Below are 18,186 nucleotides of genomic sequence, written 5' to 3'. Positions count from 1 at the left end.
ATGGCAGATCAGCCCTGCATTTCAGATACAGATCGGTGTTCGGTGATGGCTGTTTTTCAATCTCCAGGTTGCGCCGATAGGGGGGTGAGTGAAGCCGCCCTGTCGGACTGGAACTCGAGAATTGAAGGGTTCTTCGATGGCAATGGAGTGAGCCCGTTCCTGGTCATGGACCCAGACGACATCGTCGATGGTCAGATATCGACGGGGTTCAAATGGTCTGCCAACCCGCGCGAGCCCCGGGATTGTCTGGGCGAGGATCTGGCCGCCAGTCTTTCGGATCGGGGTTGGGCAAGCAGGGCCGAACTACACAATGAATTTCTGGAATATGCGCTGATTTTACGGCCCGATTCCGAAGGTAAAATGCGGCCGAAGCGCTTTGTCGCCACGACCGAACTGATGGAGTGGTGGAGAACCATGGCAGTGTTCGATCTGGATCACTTCCTTTCGGTCGTTGAAACCGTATCCAGATGTTCATATTCCTGCGAAGAGTTGTTCGAGGTTTCGAAATCAGATTGGTGCGCATTGGACGTGCCTCAACGCATTGCTCGTTTTCAAAAAAGATTGGTGGGAACAGATTTTGCCCATCCACCAGAGCATCCGTTGAATATCGAACATGCTTTGTTCATGATCAGAGAGACGAACAGCCTGAGCGACCTGATCGCTACAATGCATCTTTCCTCATTCCCATATGTTGTCGGCAATGGTGAAAACAGAAGGCCCGCGCGGCTTGATGAAGTGTTACATTTTGCCGACCGACAGGATTTGTATTGTCGCCATGCGGGATCTGGGTTGGCAGGTGAAGCCCTTGATCTGGCCTTCTCCAGAGGCACAGCAACACCGACAGGGCGCGCGATGGCGTTCGCGAATCCTATGGGGCTTTATATTCGGGCGTTTCACATGTCCGAACTCTTCGTGGATGCGGTGAATGTGCCGACAGATTGGGTGCGTTATCCGCGCGGTGAAGCGGGAATGCCCATGCGCCTTGAGTTCGGGCCGGGCGATGATGACCCGCGGTTTCTGGACGATATCACCATGGGATCAGGGTCGACCGCACGGCCTTCGTCGGGTTATGCGCTTGCCGGCCTGATCGAGGTTGGCCCTTTGATAACAGTGGCGGCCAATCCACGCGCGATCACAAGGGTCGAATTTGTTGAAGTCCCGCCTGTTGATCCAAGCGACATCGTTTGCGGACTGCCGGAAACCCAACGATGCAAACAGATTTCTGAATTTGCGGACCGGACTGAAACCGAGGTCTCTGGCAAACTGGCGCTAACTCGCCAATTCAGTCACTGACAAAGGTTTCAAACCGGCACGGCTTTGACAACGGGCAAAGGTATTTCCGGCGCGGTCATATCGAATATGGCAATCGGGCGACCGGCGGCGTTGGCCGCCGCTGTCAACACAGTCATCAGCGTCGGGTCGGGACTCTGCCAGGCGTCCACATCGAAAGAGGATGCCGGAGTTGGCGGGCGATTGGTTTGCGCGCCGCGATACAGTCGGAACAAGCGTGCCTGTTCCTCATTCATCGCGTCATCTGTCACGCCGGTGTGGTCAAGCGTCACCATATTGCGCCAGGACACAACCGCTTCGCAAGCCGCGTGCCAGACACCTGTCGCCAGATCGGCGGAAAAAGCCGTTCCATAGGTTGGCCGCCCGCCATCCGCATCGGCGCAGACCGCACGCAGTAGCAAGCCGACCGCCGGAACCACGCGAAGGTGAACGCTCAGATTGCGCAGGTAGGTGTTCAGCCAGCGGGTCAGATCGCGCGGCAGCGCTGTTTCGGGCAACACCTGGTCGAACCCACGTGGTCCAAGCGCGTGTTCCAGACATTCGAGCGAGGCCCATAGCGCAGCGGCCTCATGCGTTGGTCCCGCTGCGGCCCCCTTCGACGTGATCTGCCCGTCGCTGCCCGGCGCACCCAGAGCAAGGGCATCACGTGGCAGAAAATGCGTGGCACCGTCCGATGAAATCAGGCTCTCGCGGGTTTCAGGCGAATCCGCGCTGTATTGCAGCGCATAACGTTCGATCGCTTCGAAACCCGAAAGCCGTGCGGCTTCGTTCCGGTTACGCGCAGTGCCGAAGGACACGCGATGTTTCATTGCGCCAGCGGGTGGCACTGTTCCGTTTCGCAAATTGATCATGCGAAAGGCGGTGTGGATCGGAGCACCTTTGGGAAATTCAGCAAAAGAAGGTCCGGAAATAAGCCCTGCGTTTTCGGCCAGTTCAATCAGCGCGTCGGTCATTTTTGTTTCCGGATAGGTATGTAACGGGTTATACAAATGGTTGTGGTTGTTAAGAAAGGACTTTTAGTATGGCTCGTTTGACTATTAATCCGAAATACACACTTAAGGATCTTGGGTGTGAAGTTTTGAACGCCGCCCGGAGCAACGCGCTGGGGTCGCCAGAAGATCGCGATGCGGCTGAGCAGAAGATACATGACATCCTTTCGGATGTTGGTAATCCTGCGGTGGAGTTTGTTTATGATTCCAAGGACAGGGTTCACATTGTCATCCCCGATCTGAGCGATAAAGAGCCAGACCCAAATCCCGATCACCAGTCATGGTGCTGCAAGCTGGCCTACGAAGCGATGGGTGGCATTGTCGTTTATGGCTGTGGTTCCTGACCGCAGTGTCTGAACTTGCCTGAGGAGTTTATTTGAGTAAGGCAAAAACCAAGATATTCCTGACCGGTCCGTTTCAGGTGATTTGCGACAACGGCCAGGATGCAACACCACGCGGCACCAAGGCGAAAGCGCTTCTCGCCTTGGTGTTGTTGTCTAAAAATGCTGTTCGCAGCAGGGCCTGGCTGCAAGACAAGCTTTGGAGCAAAAGCTCACCCGCACAGGGTGCGGCATCGTTGCGCAAGGAACTTAGTGTCCTGACCAAGCATCTGGCCGGGTTCGGTCTGGGGTTTCTGGACATCGGGCGCGAGAATGTCTCCATCGACCTGAAAGCGCTTGAAATTGATTTGTTTGATGAACCGCTTCAACCGGATCGCGCCGAGCTTCTGGAAGGGTTGGATGTTGCAGACCCGGAATTTGAAGACTGGTTGGCCGTTGAACGGCAAGCTTATTGGGATGTTGGTTTTGATGAAAACGCGCCCGTTCCGGTTGGCGCGCGCTTTCCATCCCATTGGGGGCGCCAGAGACCAGCAATTGTTGTCGAGCCGTTTGAAGTAATTGGTGACGATAACAACATCAACGTGGCGGCGGCCTCGATCCGGGACGAATTGCTTTTCCTTTTGGGCACGTTGTCGGATGTCATTGAATTGCGCGATGCGCGAAGACAGGAAGGGCCTGTCGACGGTTATATGCTAAGCGGCAGCGTGGTAGGGGCCGAAGGGCTGCGCGTGGCAGCACAATTGACGTCAACTGTGGATCAGGTGTGCCTGTGGACCGAACGTTTCCGGTTTCGGGAAAAGGATACGTTTGACGCCGTTGAAGAAATCGCAATGAAAGTTGTCGAAGCGCTTCAGTTGCGGCTGCGGGATGGTCACTGGTCCGATATCTGGTCAGCACACGCTACATCCACCGAAGTTTGGACGGCATTTCAGAATGGCCGCATTCAGGAGAGCCTTACGACCAAGGACGGCCTGTTTCGTGCCATCCGCCAGTATGAGGTCTGTTTGCAGCGCGATCCGGACTATCTGCCTGCGCGGATCGCTGTCGGATTCTGCCGCCTGGATCTGATCCGGTTGGGCATGGAAGATTCGCCGGAAAAAACGCTGGCTCTGGTCGAGGCCGACTGCGCCGTCATGCGTGAAAAACACCCGGCGGATCCTTATTGCGCCGCACTCGAAGCGTTTACCCACAGTGTTGCTGGCCATACTGCCGAGGCTTGCCAGCTGATGCGCAAGGTACTTGAGAGGTTCCACAGCAGCCCCGAATTGCTGGGCTATTATGGTGTCTTGTTGATGTATGATGACCGGCTTGAGGACGGAATAGCCACGTATCGGCAGGCCCTCGCGTTAACGCCGCACCCGCCGATCTGGATCGAGGCGAACCTGTCCATGACCCTTGCCCTCTCCGGAGACAAGGCAGCATGGCAGCACGCGCATAATGTCTTGCGAGTGGACCCCGGCAGCGTGCGGGCGCGGGTTGTGTTATGCATGTTGTCCGCCGCCGCTGGCAACCAGTCACTGGCACGCCGGCACGCCCGTCGCATCCTGGAATTGCAGCCCGGTTTCACGGCAGAGCGCTGGGCCTGGCCGGGCTGTTTCAAAAACAGAAAATACTATGACGAAGGTGCACGACTGTTGGCCGAAGCAGGTCTGTGATGGCGTCTAATTGTCGTCCAGCACTTTGCGGGCGACGCGGAAACACTCCAACGCCTGCGGAACGCCGCAATAAATCCCGACCACGTGGATGATGGCGCGTATTTCTTCTTTGGTCACCCCGTTGGTGATGGCACCCCGGCAGTGGATTTCCCATTCATGCATCTTTCCCAGTGCTCCGATCATGGACAGGTTCATCATCGACCGCGTTTTTGCGTCGATCACGTCATCCCCCCAGCCAAAACCCCAGCACCAGGCGGTCATGGCTTCCTGAAACGGGCGGGTGAAATCATCTGCTGCTGCAAGGTTCTTTTCCACATAGTCCGCGCCCAGTGTATTCTTCCGTTGTTCCAACCCTTTCAGGAACAGGTCTTCGTCAAATAAGTCGGCCATTACGGGTCTCCGGTTTGTCAGCGTGTCAGGCGGTGTTTGTATGCGGGATCGTAGTGTGATTTCATCCGGTGGTGCACCTGTATACCCGGTCCGGCATGTCCACTATGTCGATATACCCAAGTGCTTTGGGCAAAATCCGGTCAATTTCGCAAGGGTGCCAGTCCTTGGGCATCAGCGTGGTTGATCTACCCGCTCAAGGGTAGGGCAAGCAGGTTATGTCTGCCTGGGGTGGGTTTCATTCCACTGCCTCGCGCATCCATTGTTGCAACTTGGCGATTGAGTGTTCGGACATCACACCGCAGCCCGGATCCAGCACCAGCGGGCCGGGGCAGTAACCACGGGATCTGAGGCCGCGATGCACGGATTCCACAAGCCGGATGTCTTCTTCGACCGTTGTTTCCCTGTCCTGAACGGCCAGTTGCCGGATCACCGCGCTTTCCGAACCACCTTCAGTGTACCAACCGCGCCAGACGGTGCAGTGATCCGTGTCATTTGCGCGCCAGTGATATGTGTTCAGCACATTGCCCGGATAGCACTGGAACGAAAACATCGGCCACAGGAACCAAGACTGGTAATCGCCCGCATGAGGCACCGACAGGTCGATTGGGTAAGTCATCTTGTCGAGGCTCTGACATTCGGTCGTGTGGCGCAGCACGAAACCGCCGCCTGCATCGGGTTGGATGTCGTAGGTTTCGGGCTTGACGACACCTTCAGCGAAAGTCGGGTGGTTGCTCGGGCAGTGATAGCATTCCGAATAATTCTCGACGCTGACCTTCCAGTTGCAGTGTTCCGGAATCTCGACCCATTCCAGCGGCTCGAGTTCGTCGATATGCGGGACGAATGCACGGATTTCCTGCCGTACTCCGGGATACCAGTCATCCATCGGGGCTGCCTTGTCGTCGAGATTGACGAAGATGAACCCATTGAAGATTTCGGTCCGGACCGCCGTCAGGCAGATCGCACTGCGGTCAAATCCGGGGACGGATTTGATATTTGGACCCGCGCGCAACTGACCTGACAATTCATAGGTCCACGCGTGATAGGGACAGACGACAACGCGGGTGTTGCCTGTGCCCGAGACCATTTCATGCGCACGGTGCTGGCAGACATTATAGAAAGTGCGAATTTCGCCATCGCGCCCGCGAATGCAAAACAGGCTTTGCCCGGCAATCTCGAAGGCAAAGTAATCTCCTGTTTCCCGAACCTGCGCGACATGGCCTGCGAACTGCCATGTTCGGGCCAAAAGCCCCTGCATCTCCTTCTCGAAAATGGCGGGGTCGGTATAATATCGCGCGTCCAGTGAGTGGGTCAGCGGTGCGTTCATTCGGGTTCCTCCGCATAGATGCCAAGCTGATGGCGACGACGATGGAAACGTTCGACCCGTTCGACGATCTCGTCGCTGGATACGGCGATCACGAAAGACAGCAGCGTTTCCAGCAGCGCGATGGTCGAAACGGATGATGGGAAAAACTGCGGCGTATCTGCTGCGACGACAAACCCGTGATGGGCGTTCCGGATCACAGGGCTGGCCGGACTGTCCGAGATACCGATGACAGTCAGGCCCTGCTGACGTGCCAGTTTGACCGCCTCGATCACTTCGGTGCGGTAGGGATGACAGGTGATCGCAATCAGCACGTCCTGCTCATCGGCCCAGGCCAGATCGTCCATTGGGGTTGAACCGGGGCGGGGGATTGCATGAAACTGCTTCATCCCGGTCGAAGCCAGATAAGTAAAGTTGCGCGCGTTGGAGTTGTTGACGCCTACGCCGAGTGTGAAAATCTGGCGAGAATTCCAGATGATTTCGGCAGCAGATTTCAGGCGGGTCGCGTCGATCCCTGCAAATGTTTCCTCGATATTCCGGATTGCGGCACCGATCATATCGGCATACAGCCCGCCCAATTCACCGGATTTGCCGATGTCCTGAAGCCATCTGGCGCGGTCTGGAAACGACACGCGCCCTTTTCGGATCGCGTCGCGAAAGGGTTCGCGAAAATCTTCGTACCCTTCAAACCCCACTTGCCGCGCCATGCGCACGAATGTGTTGGGCTTGACCTTTGCCGCCTCGGCAATTTCGCGCACGGTTGAAACCCCTACATCCGTAGGGTTTTCCAGAACGTAACGCGCGGCTTTCTGCGCCTCAGGGGTCAGGGCGTCCCACTCTTCGGTCAGGCGATCCAGAACAGTTGATGATACATTTGTGTCATTCATGATTGACGATGGTACAAATGTGGAATTAGCCTGTCGAGCAGAAAAGCGACTCGGGAAGAGGAAAAATCATGTCCGGGAATGAACTGCCGTCACACGCACGTGTGGTCATCGTCGGAGGCGGCGTCATGGGCGTTGGTCTGGCCTACCATCTGGCCCATGAAGGCTGGGGCGAAGAGACTGTTCTGCTGGAAAAGGCCGAGCTGACCAGCGGCAGTACATGGCATGCGGCGGGGCAGATTACGCATTCAACCTCAAGCTTTGGTCTGGGCAAATGCGTCGATTACAACATCGGCTTGTATTCCGGCCTGCTTGAGGCCGAGACAGGTCAGCCTGTCACGTGGCATGGCTGTGGCTCGTTCCGCCTTGCTTATACCGAGGACGAGATGGATTGGCTGCGCCATACCCTGTCGGTGGGCCGGTCGCTGGGTTTCAATATCGAACTTGTCGGTCCCGAGAAGGTGGCTGAACTGCATCCGTTTTATAACCTCGAAGGTGTTCTTGGCGCTCTGCGCACGCCGGATGACGGCCATGTGGACCCGACAAACGTGACCATGGCGATGGCAGCCGGGGCACGCCAGAAAGGCGTGCGCATCTTCCGCAGTTGCCGGGCGACGAACATCACGCAGGGCGCAAACGGTGAATGGATTGTTGAGACCGAACGGGGTGCAATCATCTGCGAGCATGTGGTGAACGCGGGTGGCACCTACGCGCGCCAGATGGGCGAATGGTCCGGGCTGCAACTGCCCATGACGTCAATGACACACCATTATTTCGTGACCGAGCCGGTGCCGGAATTCCAGAACCTGGACAAAGAACTGCCGGTGATCCGCGATGACCGCAAAGTCTCGGGTTATATCCGGATGGAGCAGCAGCGTGGCCTGATCGGAATATACGAGAAAGAGAATCCGAACTCGGTCTGGCATGATCATTGCCCGTGGGAGTACGAGAACTGGTTGTTCGACGCGGATTATGACCGGGTAATGCCATGGCTAGAGGAAAGCCTGAACCGGATGCCGATCTTTGCGGAACTGGGTATTCAACGCGATGTGCATGGGGCGATATCACATCCGCCGGACGGCAACCCCCTGATCGGGCCTGCTCCGGGTGTGCGAAATTACTGGTGCTGTTGCGGAACGCAGATCGGGATCGGTTGGGGCCCGGGTCTGACCCGAGAACTGGCGCGTTGGATGGTGCATGGGGCTGCCGATATCTCGATGCGGGATTTCGATCCGCGCCGCTTTGGCAGCTATGCCACCCAAGACTGGCAAGTGATCAAGGCGGAAGAAGATTACTGCTTGCGGCACGAAATCCCGTTTCCACACCTCAATCGACTTGCAGGGCGTCCGATCAAGCCGTCGCCACTGTACGAGATGCTGAAATCCAAGGGCGCGGTACATGAAGAGGTCTATGGCTTCGAACGCCCCCGCTGGTTCGCACGCGATGGTGTGGAACAACGCGATCACTATTCCTTCCGCCGCACTCCTGCCGACGACATGGTCGCGGCCGAGGTCAAGGCAGTGCGCGAACGTGTCGGCATCATGGATGTCACCGCCTTCACCAAGGTCGAAGTATCGGGGCCCGATGCCTATACCCTGTTGGATCGGTTGACTGCTAACAGGATGCCGCAAAAGGTTGGCTCGATCACGCTGACCCATATGTTGAACCGTCGTGGCCGGATCGAGTTAGAGACAACGATTGTCCGCATGGCCGAAGACCGCTTCTATCTGGTCTGTGCAGCGTTCTTCGAACAGCGCTTGCTTGATCATCTGGCGCATCATCGCAAGGGTGAAGTTGTGCAAATCACCGCGCTGTCTTCTGATTGGTCGGCCTTGTCGCTGAACGGTCCCCGATCACGCGAAGTTCTGGCGCGCTGTACGGATACCGATCTGAGCAATGCCGGGTTCCGCTGGCTGTCAGCGCAGGAGGTCACAATTGCCGGTCATAAACTCTGGGCGTTTCGCATGTCTTATGCGGGCGAACTGGGTTGGGAACTGCATATGCCTAACGCTGCCTGCCTTGATGTCTACAATGCGCTATGGGCTGCGGGTGAGGCGTATGGCATCGCGGACTATGGCAGTTTCGCCATGAACGTGATGCGGATGGAGAAGGGCTTCAAAGGGGCAGGCGAGCTGACAAACGAAGTCACGCTGGCAGAAGCTGATGTGCTGCGCTTTGCCCGTACGGACAAGGGCTACCTGGGCAAGGACAAGACGTTGAACACCGATCTGCCATGGGTATGTGCCTATCTGCAAGTCGAGCCGGATGGCGAAATTGATGGCCATGGAGGCGAGGCGGTGACGCTGGACGGGCGTGTCATAGGCTCGACAGCTTCGGTCGTATTCGGCCACACGGTAGGTAAGATATTGGCCTTTGCATACATCAAACCCGAAGCAGCAAAAGCGGGAACCGAGTTGGAGGTCGTGATTCACGGCAAGCCGCGTTCGGCCCGAGTACTGGATAAGCCCGCCTACGATCCAGACAGCCTGCTGCCCCGCACAGACGCAGTAATGGAGACCACCTGATGAGCCTGCCCGCCACAATGAAAGCCATGGTCACGATGGGCCACGGAGGGTTAGAGCAGATAGTTCGGCACGATAACTGGCCGCGCCCTGAACCTGCGGAAGGCGAAGTGCTGATCAAGGTTGCGGCATGTGGGCTGAACAATACAGACGTCAATACGCGGTCGGGTTGGTACTCCAAGACGGTCACAGCCGCAACAACCGGTGGCGCGTTTGAAGAGGTTGGTGAAGATGATCCCACCTGGGGCGGTAATCCGATCACCTTCCCGCGAATTCAAGGGGCCGATATCTGCGGGCATATCGTTTCCGTCGGCGACGGTGTTGACCGGGGGCGTATTGGTGAGCGTGTTATCACGGATGGCTGGCTGCGCGACCCGGTGGAACCCGACAATATGGACAAGACTGGTTATTTCGGCTCGGAACGGGATGGTGGTTTTGCCGAATACGCGACAACTCTGGCGGTGAATGCTGTGGCAATCACCTCGAACCTGACGGATGCTGAACTGGCAACTTTTTCCTGCTCTTACTCCACCGCCGAAGGCATGTTGACCCGTGCCAATGTGACCGGCGAGGATACGGTTTTGGTTCCAGGTGCTTCCGGCGGTGTGGGCGGTGCGCTTGTGCAACTGGCCAAACGGCGCGGCGCACGGGTGATCGCGATGGCATCCGAATCCAAACACGCGGACGTGGCCAGGCTTGGCCCTGACGTCATTCTGCCACGCGCTCCTGCGAACCTGCGCGAGGCGCTGGGCGTAGAAAAGATCAGTGTGGTCGCAGATGTCGTGGGCGGACCATACTGGCCGAACCTGATCGACATATTGGAACGGGGTGGCCGCTATACCTGTTCGGGCGCAATTGCAGGCCCGATCGTCGAACTTGATCTGCGCACATTCTACCTGCGCGACCTGACCTTCACCGGTTCGACCGTCATTGATCCTCAGGTCATGAAGAACCTCGTAACATACATCGAGGCTGGTGAGATCCAGCCAGCGCTTGCCGCGACATACCCGTTGGAGGATCTCCGAGATGCGCAAGCCGCGTTCATTGCGAAAGAGCACGCCGGCAACATCGTGGTGATGCCATGACGCTTGACGATGTTCTTAAAGCTGCCCGGCAAATGCACCATGCGCATCCGGATCTGGCTGCGTTCGCGTCTTGGCCGGGTAATCTGACCCCGACGGGGTTGGATCCCGCACCCATTCCCGCAACGAGACTGGTGGCAGCCTTCGACCTTGTTGAAGACGCGCCAACCCGTGACCTGATCACGGCGGTCAAAGCGACTGCGCATCTGGCACATTGGAAACACACCTACACCGAAAACGAAGTTGGTGCGGATTTCCTGAACCGATACGGCTATTATGAGTTGTTCGGTCCAACCGGACATTTTCACTCGACCCTGCTGCGTGGCTACATCGCGTTTTGGGGGGCTGGCCTGAATTACGATTGGCACAGCCATCAGGCCGAAGAACTCTACCTCGTCCTTGGCGGAGGTGCGTTGTTCAAGGTCAATGGGAACGAAACATATCTTGGAGCCAATCAAACACGCTTGCACGCAAGCTGGCAAAGTCATGCCATGGTCACCACAGATCAGCAGATCCTGACTTATGTTCTGTGGCGCGGTGAAGGCATGGGTGATCTGCCCCGGATGGATATCGCATGAAGATCAAATCTATCACAGTATTTCACGTCGACCTCCCACTGGAGCATCCATATTGGTTGTCGGGCGGGCGGCTGAAATTCGAAACGCTTGACGCGACAGTCGTGAAAATCGAAACCGATGCGGGGTTTGTTGGCTGGGGTGAAGGGACCCCATGGGGCCATACCTATGTGCCCGCGCATGGTCCGGGTATCCGCGCCGGAATTGAAACGATAGCGCCGTTCATTCTGGGCCTGGATCCGCGGCGGGTTCTGGATGTGGAACGGGCTATGGATCTTGCCTTGCCCGGGCACCTTTATACCAAAAGCCCTATTGATATGGCCTGCTGGGATATCGCGGGTCAGGTGGCGGGCGTGCCGATTGCCGATCTGATGGGGGGTGGATCGCGGACACCGCGCCCGATTGCGTCCTCGGTCGGGGCGAAAACTGTAGACGAAACGCGCGCGGTCCTAGAGCGTTACCGCCAGCGGGGCTACATCGCACATTCCGTGAAGATTGGTGGTGACGTTGAACGGGACATCGCGCGTGTTCGCGATGTCGAGAGTATTCGGCGACCCGGGGAAATCGTTCTTTACGATGTCAATCGTGGCTGGACGCGTCAGCAAGCGTTGCGTGTGATGAGCACCTGCGCGGACCTGAATGTCATGTTCGAACAACCTTGTGAGACGCTGGATGACATTGCTGCAATCTCGGGGCTTCACCCGTCACCCGTTTCAGTGGACGAAAGCCTTGTGACTTTGCAGGATGCGGCCCGTATCGCCCGCGATGGTCTGGCTCAGATTTTCGGGATCAAGTTGAACCGCGTCGGCGGGCTGACCAAGGCTGCACGCATGCGGGATATCGCGCTGGCCCATAGGATAGACATGTTTGTAATGGCCACAGGCGGTACGGTTCTGGCCGATACCGAAGCATTGCATCTGGCCGCGACCATCCCGGATGACAACTGCCTTGCCGTATGGGCCTGTCAGGACATGATCACGGTCGATATTGCCGGGGGGCGTGGGCCCCGGAATGTTGATGGTCACCTGCATTTACCCGAAATGCCGGGGCTTGGAGTGCACCCAGATGAAAGCGCGCTGGGCGATCCGGTGGGGGTATATGAATGAAAATCAACAAGATAACGCTCTGGTCTGTTGATCTGACAAGTCACGAAACGTACCATATGGCTGAAGGTAAGACCTGCGCCACTGTGAAATCCCATGTCCTGAGCCTTGAAACGGACACCGGTCACAGGGGGTGGGGTGAGGTTTGCCCGATCCCGCATTACCTGCCGGCCTATGCGGATGGGGTGCCGGGTGCCATTGCTGAGATGGCGCCTGAAATCCTCGGGATTACCCCATTTGGTGCAGACGCCCCCATGCGCAAGCTGGACGGGTTTCTGCAAGGGCATCAATACGCGAAATCGATCGTCGATATCGCGCTTTGGGACCTGTTCGGTCAGGCGGCAGGGATGCCGGTTTATGCGGTGTTGGGTGGGCGAGCGCAGGCGGATATGCCGCTCTATCATTCAATCACTTGCATTGCGCCGGACGAGATGGCGCGCATTGCTAAATCCGCTTTTCAAACTGGTATCCGCCAGTTTCAGGTTAAGCTGGGCGTCGAGGGCGATTGGCAGGCGGATGCCGAACGGTTGATCAAAGTGCGCGAAGCCGTGGGAACCGGGCCATTGGTTTACGGTGACTGGAATTGTGGAGCATCGCGATTGCAGGCGACCCGCACCGGGCGTGCGGTGGCACATCTGGACGTGATGTTGGAACAGCCCTGCAAAACGCTGGAGGACTGTGCCGCTGTCCGTCAGGCTACCGGTCTTCCGATGAAAATCGACGAGAGTGCCTTTGATCTTGCCTCGCTGATGCGTGCGCATGACCTCGGGTGCATGGATGCGGTGGCGCTTAAACTTTCAAAATTCGGCGGATTGTCGGCAATGCGTCGTGCGCGGGACCTGACCGTGCATCTGGGCGCCGAGATTTGCGCGGAATGCACATGGGGGTCTGATATTATTACCGCGGCTTCACTCCACTTTGCGGCGTCGACGCCGAAGAGCTCCCTGATGAACACGTGTGACTTGTCGTCGTACGTGGCCCCGCGTCTGTGTCCTGATGCACCAAACCGTGAAAACGGCCGGATTGCTCCGCCCGAAGGTCCGGGATTAGGTGTGACCCCTGACCTCGAAATTCTTGGCACCCCGATTTTGGAGATTGATTGAGATGCTGAAGATCCAGACACAGTCCGAGTGGATAGCACGCGCAAAAGAGGTTCTTCCAGCTGGCGGTTTCGGCAACTTCGATCCGGGCATCATCATCGCCCGTGGTGAAGGCAGCCGTGTCTGGGACGAGGACGGCAACGAATATGTCGATTACCTGATAGGGTCGGGTCCGATGCTGCTGGGCCATGGCCACCCCGAGGTGATGGAAGCCGTATTGGAACAGTTGCCAAAAGGGATGACGTTTTTTGCAAACAACAGCAAGGGCATCGAATTGGCCGAGGCCATCATCGACGCCGTTCCCTGCTGCGAGCAGGTGCGCTTTGTCGCGTCGGGAGGCGAAGCCGACATGTATGCGATTCGCCTGGCGCGGGCTTATACCGGGCGCAGCAAGATCCTGAAGTTTGAAGGCGGTTACCACGGTATGAGCGCCGAGGCGCAGATGAGCCTTGCCCCAAGCCGCAGAGTTAATTTCCCGCAGGCTGTTCCCGACAGCGCCGGTATCCCCGACAGCGTGGCCGAGCAGATGCTGATCGCGCCCTTTAACGATCTGGAAGCCGTCGCTGCTTTGCTGGAGGAAAATGACGATGTTGCCGCGATTATGGTCGAGCCTTTGCAACGGATCATTCCGCCAATGCCGGGATATTTGCAGGGCCTTCGAACCCTGTGTGATCAACGTGGTGTGTTGCTGATCTTTGATGAGATCGTCACCGGATTTCGGCTGGCTTATGGCGGGGCGCAGGAACGATACGGGGTCACACCGGATATCTGCACTCTGGGTAAGATCACGGGCGGTGGCTTCCCTCTGGCTGCGCTCGGTGCCAGCGTCGAGATCATGAAGCATTTCGATAAATCGAAGGTCGGGGAAGAAGGTTGGCTGATGCAGTTGGGGACCCTATCAGGGAATCCGGTCGCCTCGGCCGCTGGGCTGAAGACGATGGAGATTCTGCGGCGTGATAGCGCGTACGAGCGTTTGCGCGCAATTGGAAAACACTTGCAGCAGATTCAGACGGACGCCTTGAATGAAGCGGGTATTGCGCATCGGATATGCGGTGACGAGACTTTGTTTGACATCTATTTCACCAACGCCGAATGTCGTGACTATCGCAGCGCAAACCATGATGATCCACAGCGTAACGCCACTTATAATGCGGTGCTGCGCGCCCATGGAATCTTTAAGTCTCCGGGCAAGCTTTATCCGTCGCTGGCGATCACCGATGCGGATCTGGAACAGACACGCATCGCCGTCCGTCACGCGGTTGATGCCATTTCCTGAAGGTTGGATGTATACAACGTAAACGGGTCGCTGTTGAGTTCAACAGCGACCCGCTACCTTTGGAAGTCGGGGGTCAGCCTCGCCCCCTCGAATACTGATTAAATCACCGGCAATCTGAAAACTTTTCGATACTTTCGAGACTGACCCGACTTCCTCATCGGTATGTCACTTTAATGCCCGAGAATCTCGGCGGTCACAGTGATCAAGTTCACACTGCCTTAAATTAATTTGAATTTTTCCAATCAAAAAAACCTGGACCCGCCTGTTCCAACAGTTCCGCTGCCATCGCGCGGGCCATTTCTGGCCCGTCTTTGATGGAACCGGTCACATCTCTGTTCACGGTTTCCGATCCATCTGGGCGCAGGACTTCGCCGCGCAGCCTTAAGTTGTCTCCGTCCAGTTCTGCCAGACCAGCGATCGGAGTTTCGCAAGATCCGTCCAGCGCGGCCAGCAAGGCGCGTTCAGCGGCCAGCCGCCATCCTGTTTCCGTGTGATGAATCGCTTCAAGCATTTCAGCCGCGCGCATATCGTTGCTGCGCCGTTCGATGCCAATGGTACCCTGTGCAATCGCGGGCAGCATGTCATCCGGAGAAATGGCGCTGGCTGGAATCTCGTCCATGCCCAGACGGCGAATGCCAGCCATGGCCAGAAAAGTGCAATCCGCGACCCTGGCTTCCAGCTTTTTCAGCCGCGTCTGCACGTTCCCGCGAAACTCGACCACTTTCAGATCCGGCCGCCGGTTCAGCAGCTGCGCCCGGCGCCGCAATGACGAAGTGCCCACAACAGCCCCTTCGGGCAGATCGTGGATCGAGTTAAGGCGCGGCGAGATGAAAGCGTCACGCACATCCTCGCGCGGAAGGAATGTGTCCAGAACCAGCCCTTCGGGCTGCTCAACAGGCATGTCTTTCGTTGAATGCACGGCGATATCGATTTCGGCGCGCAACATCGCCTCTTCGATTTCCTTGGTGAACAGGCCCTTGTTGCCGATTTCCTTCAGGGGACGATCTGCATCGATCATAGCGCGATTGTCGCCAGTTGTCTTGATCACGACGATTTCAAAGGCCGCTTCGGGTAGATCGAAGGCATCGCTCAGACGTTGGCGCGTTTCATAGGCCTGAGCCAGAGCCAGCGGCGAACCACGAGTGCCGATTCTGAGGGGCGATGCGGGGGTGGGCAGGGTCAAAGTCATGTGCACAGCTTTAGTCGCGTCACATTGCCCTGACAATGGGGGCTGAGCTTGACAAATTGCCGCCGAAGGACGACCCGTTGCCAAAACCGGAAGACTGGGGGCGAATATGGCCGAGACAAAGAAACTGCTGAGGGCGCTGGCGGGCGAAGTACAGGATGTGCCGCCAATCTGGATGATGCGCCAGGCGGGTCGGTATCTGCCGGAATACCGGGCTACCCGTGCCCAGGCTGGGGATTTTCTGTCATTATGCTATAACCCGGAACTGGCCGCCGAAGTCACATTGCAGCCAATCCGGCGCTATGGGTTTGATGCTGCGATCCTGTTTGCCGATATCCTGCTGGTACCGCAGGCGCTGGGTGCGGATTTATGGTTCGTGACCGGTGAAGGCCCACGTTTATCGACCATCACGCGGCAAGCGGAGTTTGATGCGCTGAAACCGGTTGACGCGATTCATGAGACATTGTCGCCCGTTTATGAAACGGTTCGGATCCTGTCGCGAGAATTGCCGTCTGAGACCGCGTTGATCGGGTTTGCCGGCGCGCCCTGGACAGTCGCGACCTACATGATCGCCGGGCGTGGAACACCCGATCAGGGACCAGCTCACGCTCTGCGAGAAAGCGATACTGTTTTATTCGAGGCGCTGCTGGATCGCATCACGGCGGCAACAATCGAGTATCTGTCGGCTCAGATCGACGCCGGGGCCGAGGTGGTCAAGATTTTCGACAGCTGGGCGGGTTCCCTGAAAGGTGAGGCGTTTCGCAAATACGCGGTGGAACCGTGCCGTGTGATTACGCAGGCCATCAAGGAACGTCACCCCGGCATCCCGGTGATCGGTTTCCCGCGCGAGGCGGGGGAGGGGTATGTCGGGTTTGCCAAGACGACGGGCGTGGATTGCGTCGCGCTGGACAACTCGGTGTCGCCCGATTGGGCCGCCAGACATGTACAGGTTGATGGTTGTGTGCAGGGAAACCTGGCCTCGTCGCATATGGTGACCGGTGGGCAGGCTCTGGTGGATGAGACGCGGCGGATTGTCGAGGCTTTCTCGAACGGGCCGCACATCTTCAACCTGGGACATGGGATCACGCCGGATGCCGATCCTGAGAATGTTCAGTTGATGATTGATACGGTGCGCGGGCAGTAAGCAGGTTAAAGGGGGCCAGCCCCCTTCTTGGCCTGCGGCCAATTCATCCCCCGGGATATTTTGGGCCAGATGAAGTGCGGATCAGCGCAGGCTGTCAAGCTCTGCGAGGATCTCTTTAGTATGCTCGCCGCGCATGGGGCTGGGTTTCGGGGTCCAGTGATGGCCTGAAAACCGTGGGGCGGCGGCGGCCTGAAATGCGCCGTCAAAATCCTGCCAGCAGTTGCGATGGGTATTCATCGGGTGTGAGCGGGCTTCGTCCGGGCTGAGAACTGGGGCAACGCAGGCATCTGTTCCTTGAAACAGGGCCTCCCAATGGTCTCGAGGTTGACTGGCGAAGATATCGGTCAGACGGCGTGAAAGCGAAGGCCATAGATCAGGGTCGTATTGCCGTTGAAATTCGGTATCGTTTGTGAGGCCCAGTAAGCTTAGAAATTGCATGTAGAATTTTGGTTCGAGGCATTGCACGGAAATATAGCCGCCGCAGGCGCAGGCGTAGGTTCTGCTCCAGTGGGGACCGTCCAACAGGCTTTGACCCCGGGTTTCAGACAGGTTGCCGGTTTGGCGCATTGTCATCAATAGGTTCATCATATGGGCCGAGCCGTCATAGATTGCCGCGTCAACGACAGTACCTGCGCCAGTGCGTTGCGCATTGATGAGCCCTGCCAGAACGCCTGCCACAAGATACATGGCCCCACCGCCGATATCGCCCACCAAAGTTGGCGGGGTCTGCGGTGCTTGGCCGGGACGTGATGCATACCAGAGCGCTCCGGACAGGGCGATGTAATTCAGGTCATGCCCCGCCGTGTCGGCCAGCGGGCTATTCTGCCCCCAGCCCGTCATGCGCCCATAGACCAGTTTTGGATTGCGGGTCAGGCAGGTATCCGGGCCGAGCCCCAGTTTTTCCATCACACCGGGGCGGAATCCTTCGATCAGGGCATCGGCTGTGTCAATAAGGCGAAGTGCGGTATCCAGATCATTGGCGTTCTTCAGATCAAGTGCGATGGATCTTTTGCCCCGGTCCAGCAGGGAACGTTCCGGCATACCCGGTGTCGCGGCGCCTCCTTCGCGGTGAATTGTTATCACGTCAGCGCCCAGATCTGCCAGTAACATGGCACCAAACGGGCCGGGGCCCAGACCTTCGAGTTCGACAACACGTATTCCGTTCAGCATCAGGGCCCTCCGTTCCCGGCAGAGTTTGCTGGCTGGTGTCGGGATTGCAAGCCGGATGATTGCTGGCGCGGGCGGTCTTCCTTTTGGCAGTTGTTCATCACATGGTGCGGAATGGGCCTGTTATCCCTGTGTTCGGGGCGATAGGGTCTGGGCCAGAA

General features: G+C 57.5%; 16 protein-coding genes. 10 read left to right on the top strand and 6 right to left on the bottom strand.

The window, feature by feature from the left end; all coding sequences use genetic code 11:
• The first annotated feature begins 84 nt into the window (after nucleotides 1–84).
• Nucleotides 85–1,293 carry a hypothetical protein gene (locus ACR0CE_RS11205; protein ID WP_480832425.1) on the top strand — a complete coding sequence of 403 codons (1,209 nt, stop codon included), beginning with the start codon at nucleotides 85–87 and terminating at the stop codon, nucleotides 1,291–1,293.
• Between the two features lie 8 nt (nucleotides 1,294–1,301).
• On the opposite strand, the gene ACR0CE_RS11200 is transcribed toward ACR0CE_RS11205, so the two are convergent.
• Complete coding sequence (locus ACR0CE_RS11200) at nucleotides 1,302–2,243, bottom strand: YcaO-like family protein (protein ID WP_480832423.1); 942 nt, start codon at nucleotides 2,241–2,243, stop codon at nucleotides 1,302–1,304.
• 68 nt (nucleotides 2,244–2,311) lie between these two features.
• Between ACR0CE_RS11200 and ACR0CE_RS11195 the strand changes: the two genes are divergently transcribed.
• Nucleotides 2,312–2,623 carry a hypothetical protein gene (locus ACR0CE_RS11195; protein ID WP_480622989.1) on the top strand — a complete coding sequence of 104 codons (312 nt, stop codon included), beginning with the start codon at nucleotides 2,312–2,314 and terminating at the stop codon, nucleotides 2,621–2,623.
• A gap of 32 nt (nucleotides 2,624–2,655) precedes the next feature.
• Entirely contained in the window at nucleotides 2,656–4,275 is a 1,620-nt protein-coding gene (locus tag ACR0CE_RS11190) for a hypothetical protein (RefSeq protein WP_480832421.1), read from the top strand.
• Between the two features lie 6 nt (nucleotides 4,276–4,281).
• On the opposite strand, the gene ACR0CE_RS11185 is transcribed toward ACR0CE_RS11190, so the two are convergent.
• The 3 genes from ACR0CE_RS11185 to ACR0CE_RS11175 form a co-directional block, all read right to left on the bottom strand.
• Nucleotides 4,282–4,665, bottom strand: coding sequence for a carboxymuconolactone decarboxylase family protein (locus tag ACR0CE_RS11185; protein WP_480482962.1), 384 nt, complete (start codon nucleotides 4,663–4,665; stop codon nucleotides 4,282–4,284).
• A gap of 235 nt (nucleotides 4,666–4,900) precedes the next feature.
• Nucleotides 4,901–5,989: an aromatic ring-hydroxylating oxygenase subunit alpha gene (locus tag ACR0CE_RS11180; protein ID WP_480558704.1), complete on the bottom strand. Its 1,089-nt coding sequence runs from the start codon at nucleotides 5,987–5,989 to the stop codon at nucleotides 4,901–4,903.
• The gene (locus ACR0CE_RS11175) at nucleotides 5,986–6,873 is read right to left on the bottom strand and encodes a MurR/RpiR family transcriptional regulator (protein WP_480558706.1); all 888 of its coding nucleotides are present in this window, start codon (nucleotides 6,871–6,873) and stop codon (nucleotides 5,986–5,988) included. Before ACR0CE_RS11175 ends, ACR0CE_RS11180 begins: the two co-directional genes overlap by 4 nt.
• Before the next feature lie 68 nt (nucleotides 6,874–6,941).
• Between ACR0CE_RS11175 and ACR0CE_RS11170 the strand changes: the two genes are divergently transcribed.
• Genes ACR0CE_RS11170 through ACR0CE_RS11145 form a run of 6 tightly spaced genes read left to right on the top strand, consistent with a single transcriptional unit; the run spans nucleotide 6,942 to nucleotide 14,528 of the window.
• On the top strand, nucleotides 6,942–9,395 hold the full coding sequence (locus ACR0CE_RS11170; RefSeq protein ID WP_480832419.1) for an FAD-dependent oxidoreductase: 2,454 nt from the start codon (nucleotides 6,942–6,944) through the stop codon (nucleotides 9,393–9,395).
• A complete protein-coding gene (locus ACR0CE_RS11165) occupies nucleotides 9,395–10,477 on the top strand; it encodes an alcohol dehydrogenase family protein (RefSeq protein WP_480832417.1) in 1,083 nt (360 codons plus the stop codon). Before ACR0CE_RS11170 ends, ACR0CE_RS11165 begins: the two co-directional genes overlap by 1 nt.
• Nucleotides 10,474–11,052 (top strand): dimethylsulfonioproprionate lyase family protein, encoded by a 579-nt coding sequence (locus ACR0CE_RS11160; protein WP_480832415.1) that lies wholly within the window; start codon nucleotides 10,474–10,476, stop codon nucleotides 11,050–11,052. The genes ACR0CE_RS11165 and ACR0CE_RS11160 overlap by 4 nt, the downstream gene beginning before the upstream one ends.
• Nucleotides 11,049–12,155 carry a mandelate racemase/muconate lactonizing enzyme family protein gene (locus ACR0CE_RS11155; protein WP_480832413.1) on the top strand — a complete coding sequence of 369 codons (1,107 nt, stop codon included), beginning with the start codon at nucleotides 11,049–11,051 and terminating at the stop codon, nucleotides 12,153–12,155. Before ACR0CE_RS11160 ends, ACR0CE_RS11155 begins: the two co-directional genes overlap by 4 nt.
• Complete coding sequence (locus tag ACR0CE_RS11150) at nucleotides 12,152–13,255, top strand: mandelate racemase/muconate lactonizing enzyme family protein (RefSeq protein WP_480482976.1); 1,104 nt, start codon at nucleotides 12,152–12,154, stop codon at nucleotides 13,253–13,255. Before ACR0CE_RS11155 ends, ACR0CE_RS11150 begins: the two co-directional genes overlap by 4 nt.
• Nucleotide 13,256: 1 nt before the next feature.
• Complete coding sequence (locus ACR0CE_RS11145) at nucleotides 13,257–14,528, top strand: aspartate aminotransferase family protein (protein ID WP_480482978.1); 1,272 nt, start codon at nucleotides 13,257–13,259, stop codon at nucleotides 14,526–14,528.
• A 223-nt stretch (nucleotides 14,529–14,751) separates the two neighbouring features.
• Here ACR0CE_RS11145 and hemC read toward each other — a convergent pair whose 3' ends face one another.
• Nucleotides 14,752–15,717, bottom strand: coding sequence for a hydroxymethylbilane synthase (hemC, locus tag ACR0CE_RS11140; RefSeq protein ID WP_480832410.1), 966 nt, complete (start codon nucleotides 15,715–15,717; stop codon nucleotides 14,752–14,754).
• Nucleotides 15,718–15,823: 106 nt separating this feature from the next.
• On the opposite strand from hemC, the gene hemE reads away from it, so the two are divergent.
• Entirely contained in the window at nucleotides 15,824–16,858 is a 1,035-nt protein-coding gene (gene hemE, locus ACR0CE_RS11135) for a uroporphyrinogen decarboxylase (protein WP_480832408.1), read from the top strand.
• 81 nt (nucleotides 16,859–16,939) lie between these two features.
• Here hemE and ACR0CE_RS11130 read toward each other — a convergent pair whose 3' ends face one another.
• Nucleotides 16,940–18,028, bottom strand: coding sequence for a CaiB/BaiF CoA transferase family protein (locus tag ACR0CE_RS11130; RefSeq protein WP_480832406.1), 1,089 nt, complete (start codon nucleotides 18,026–18,028; stop codon nucleotides 16,940–16,942).
• Nucleotides 18,029–18,186 lie beyond the last annotated feature (158 nt).

This window comes from Ruegeria sp. L11 (assembly GCF_056531755.1).
The sequence above is the reverse complement of the archived record's forward strand: the minus strand, read 5'-3'. Positions and strand labels throughout refer to the sequence as shown.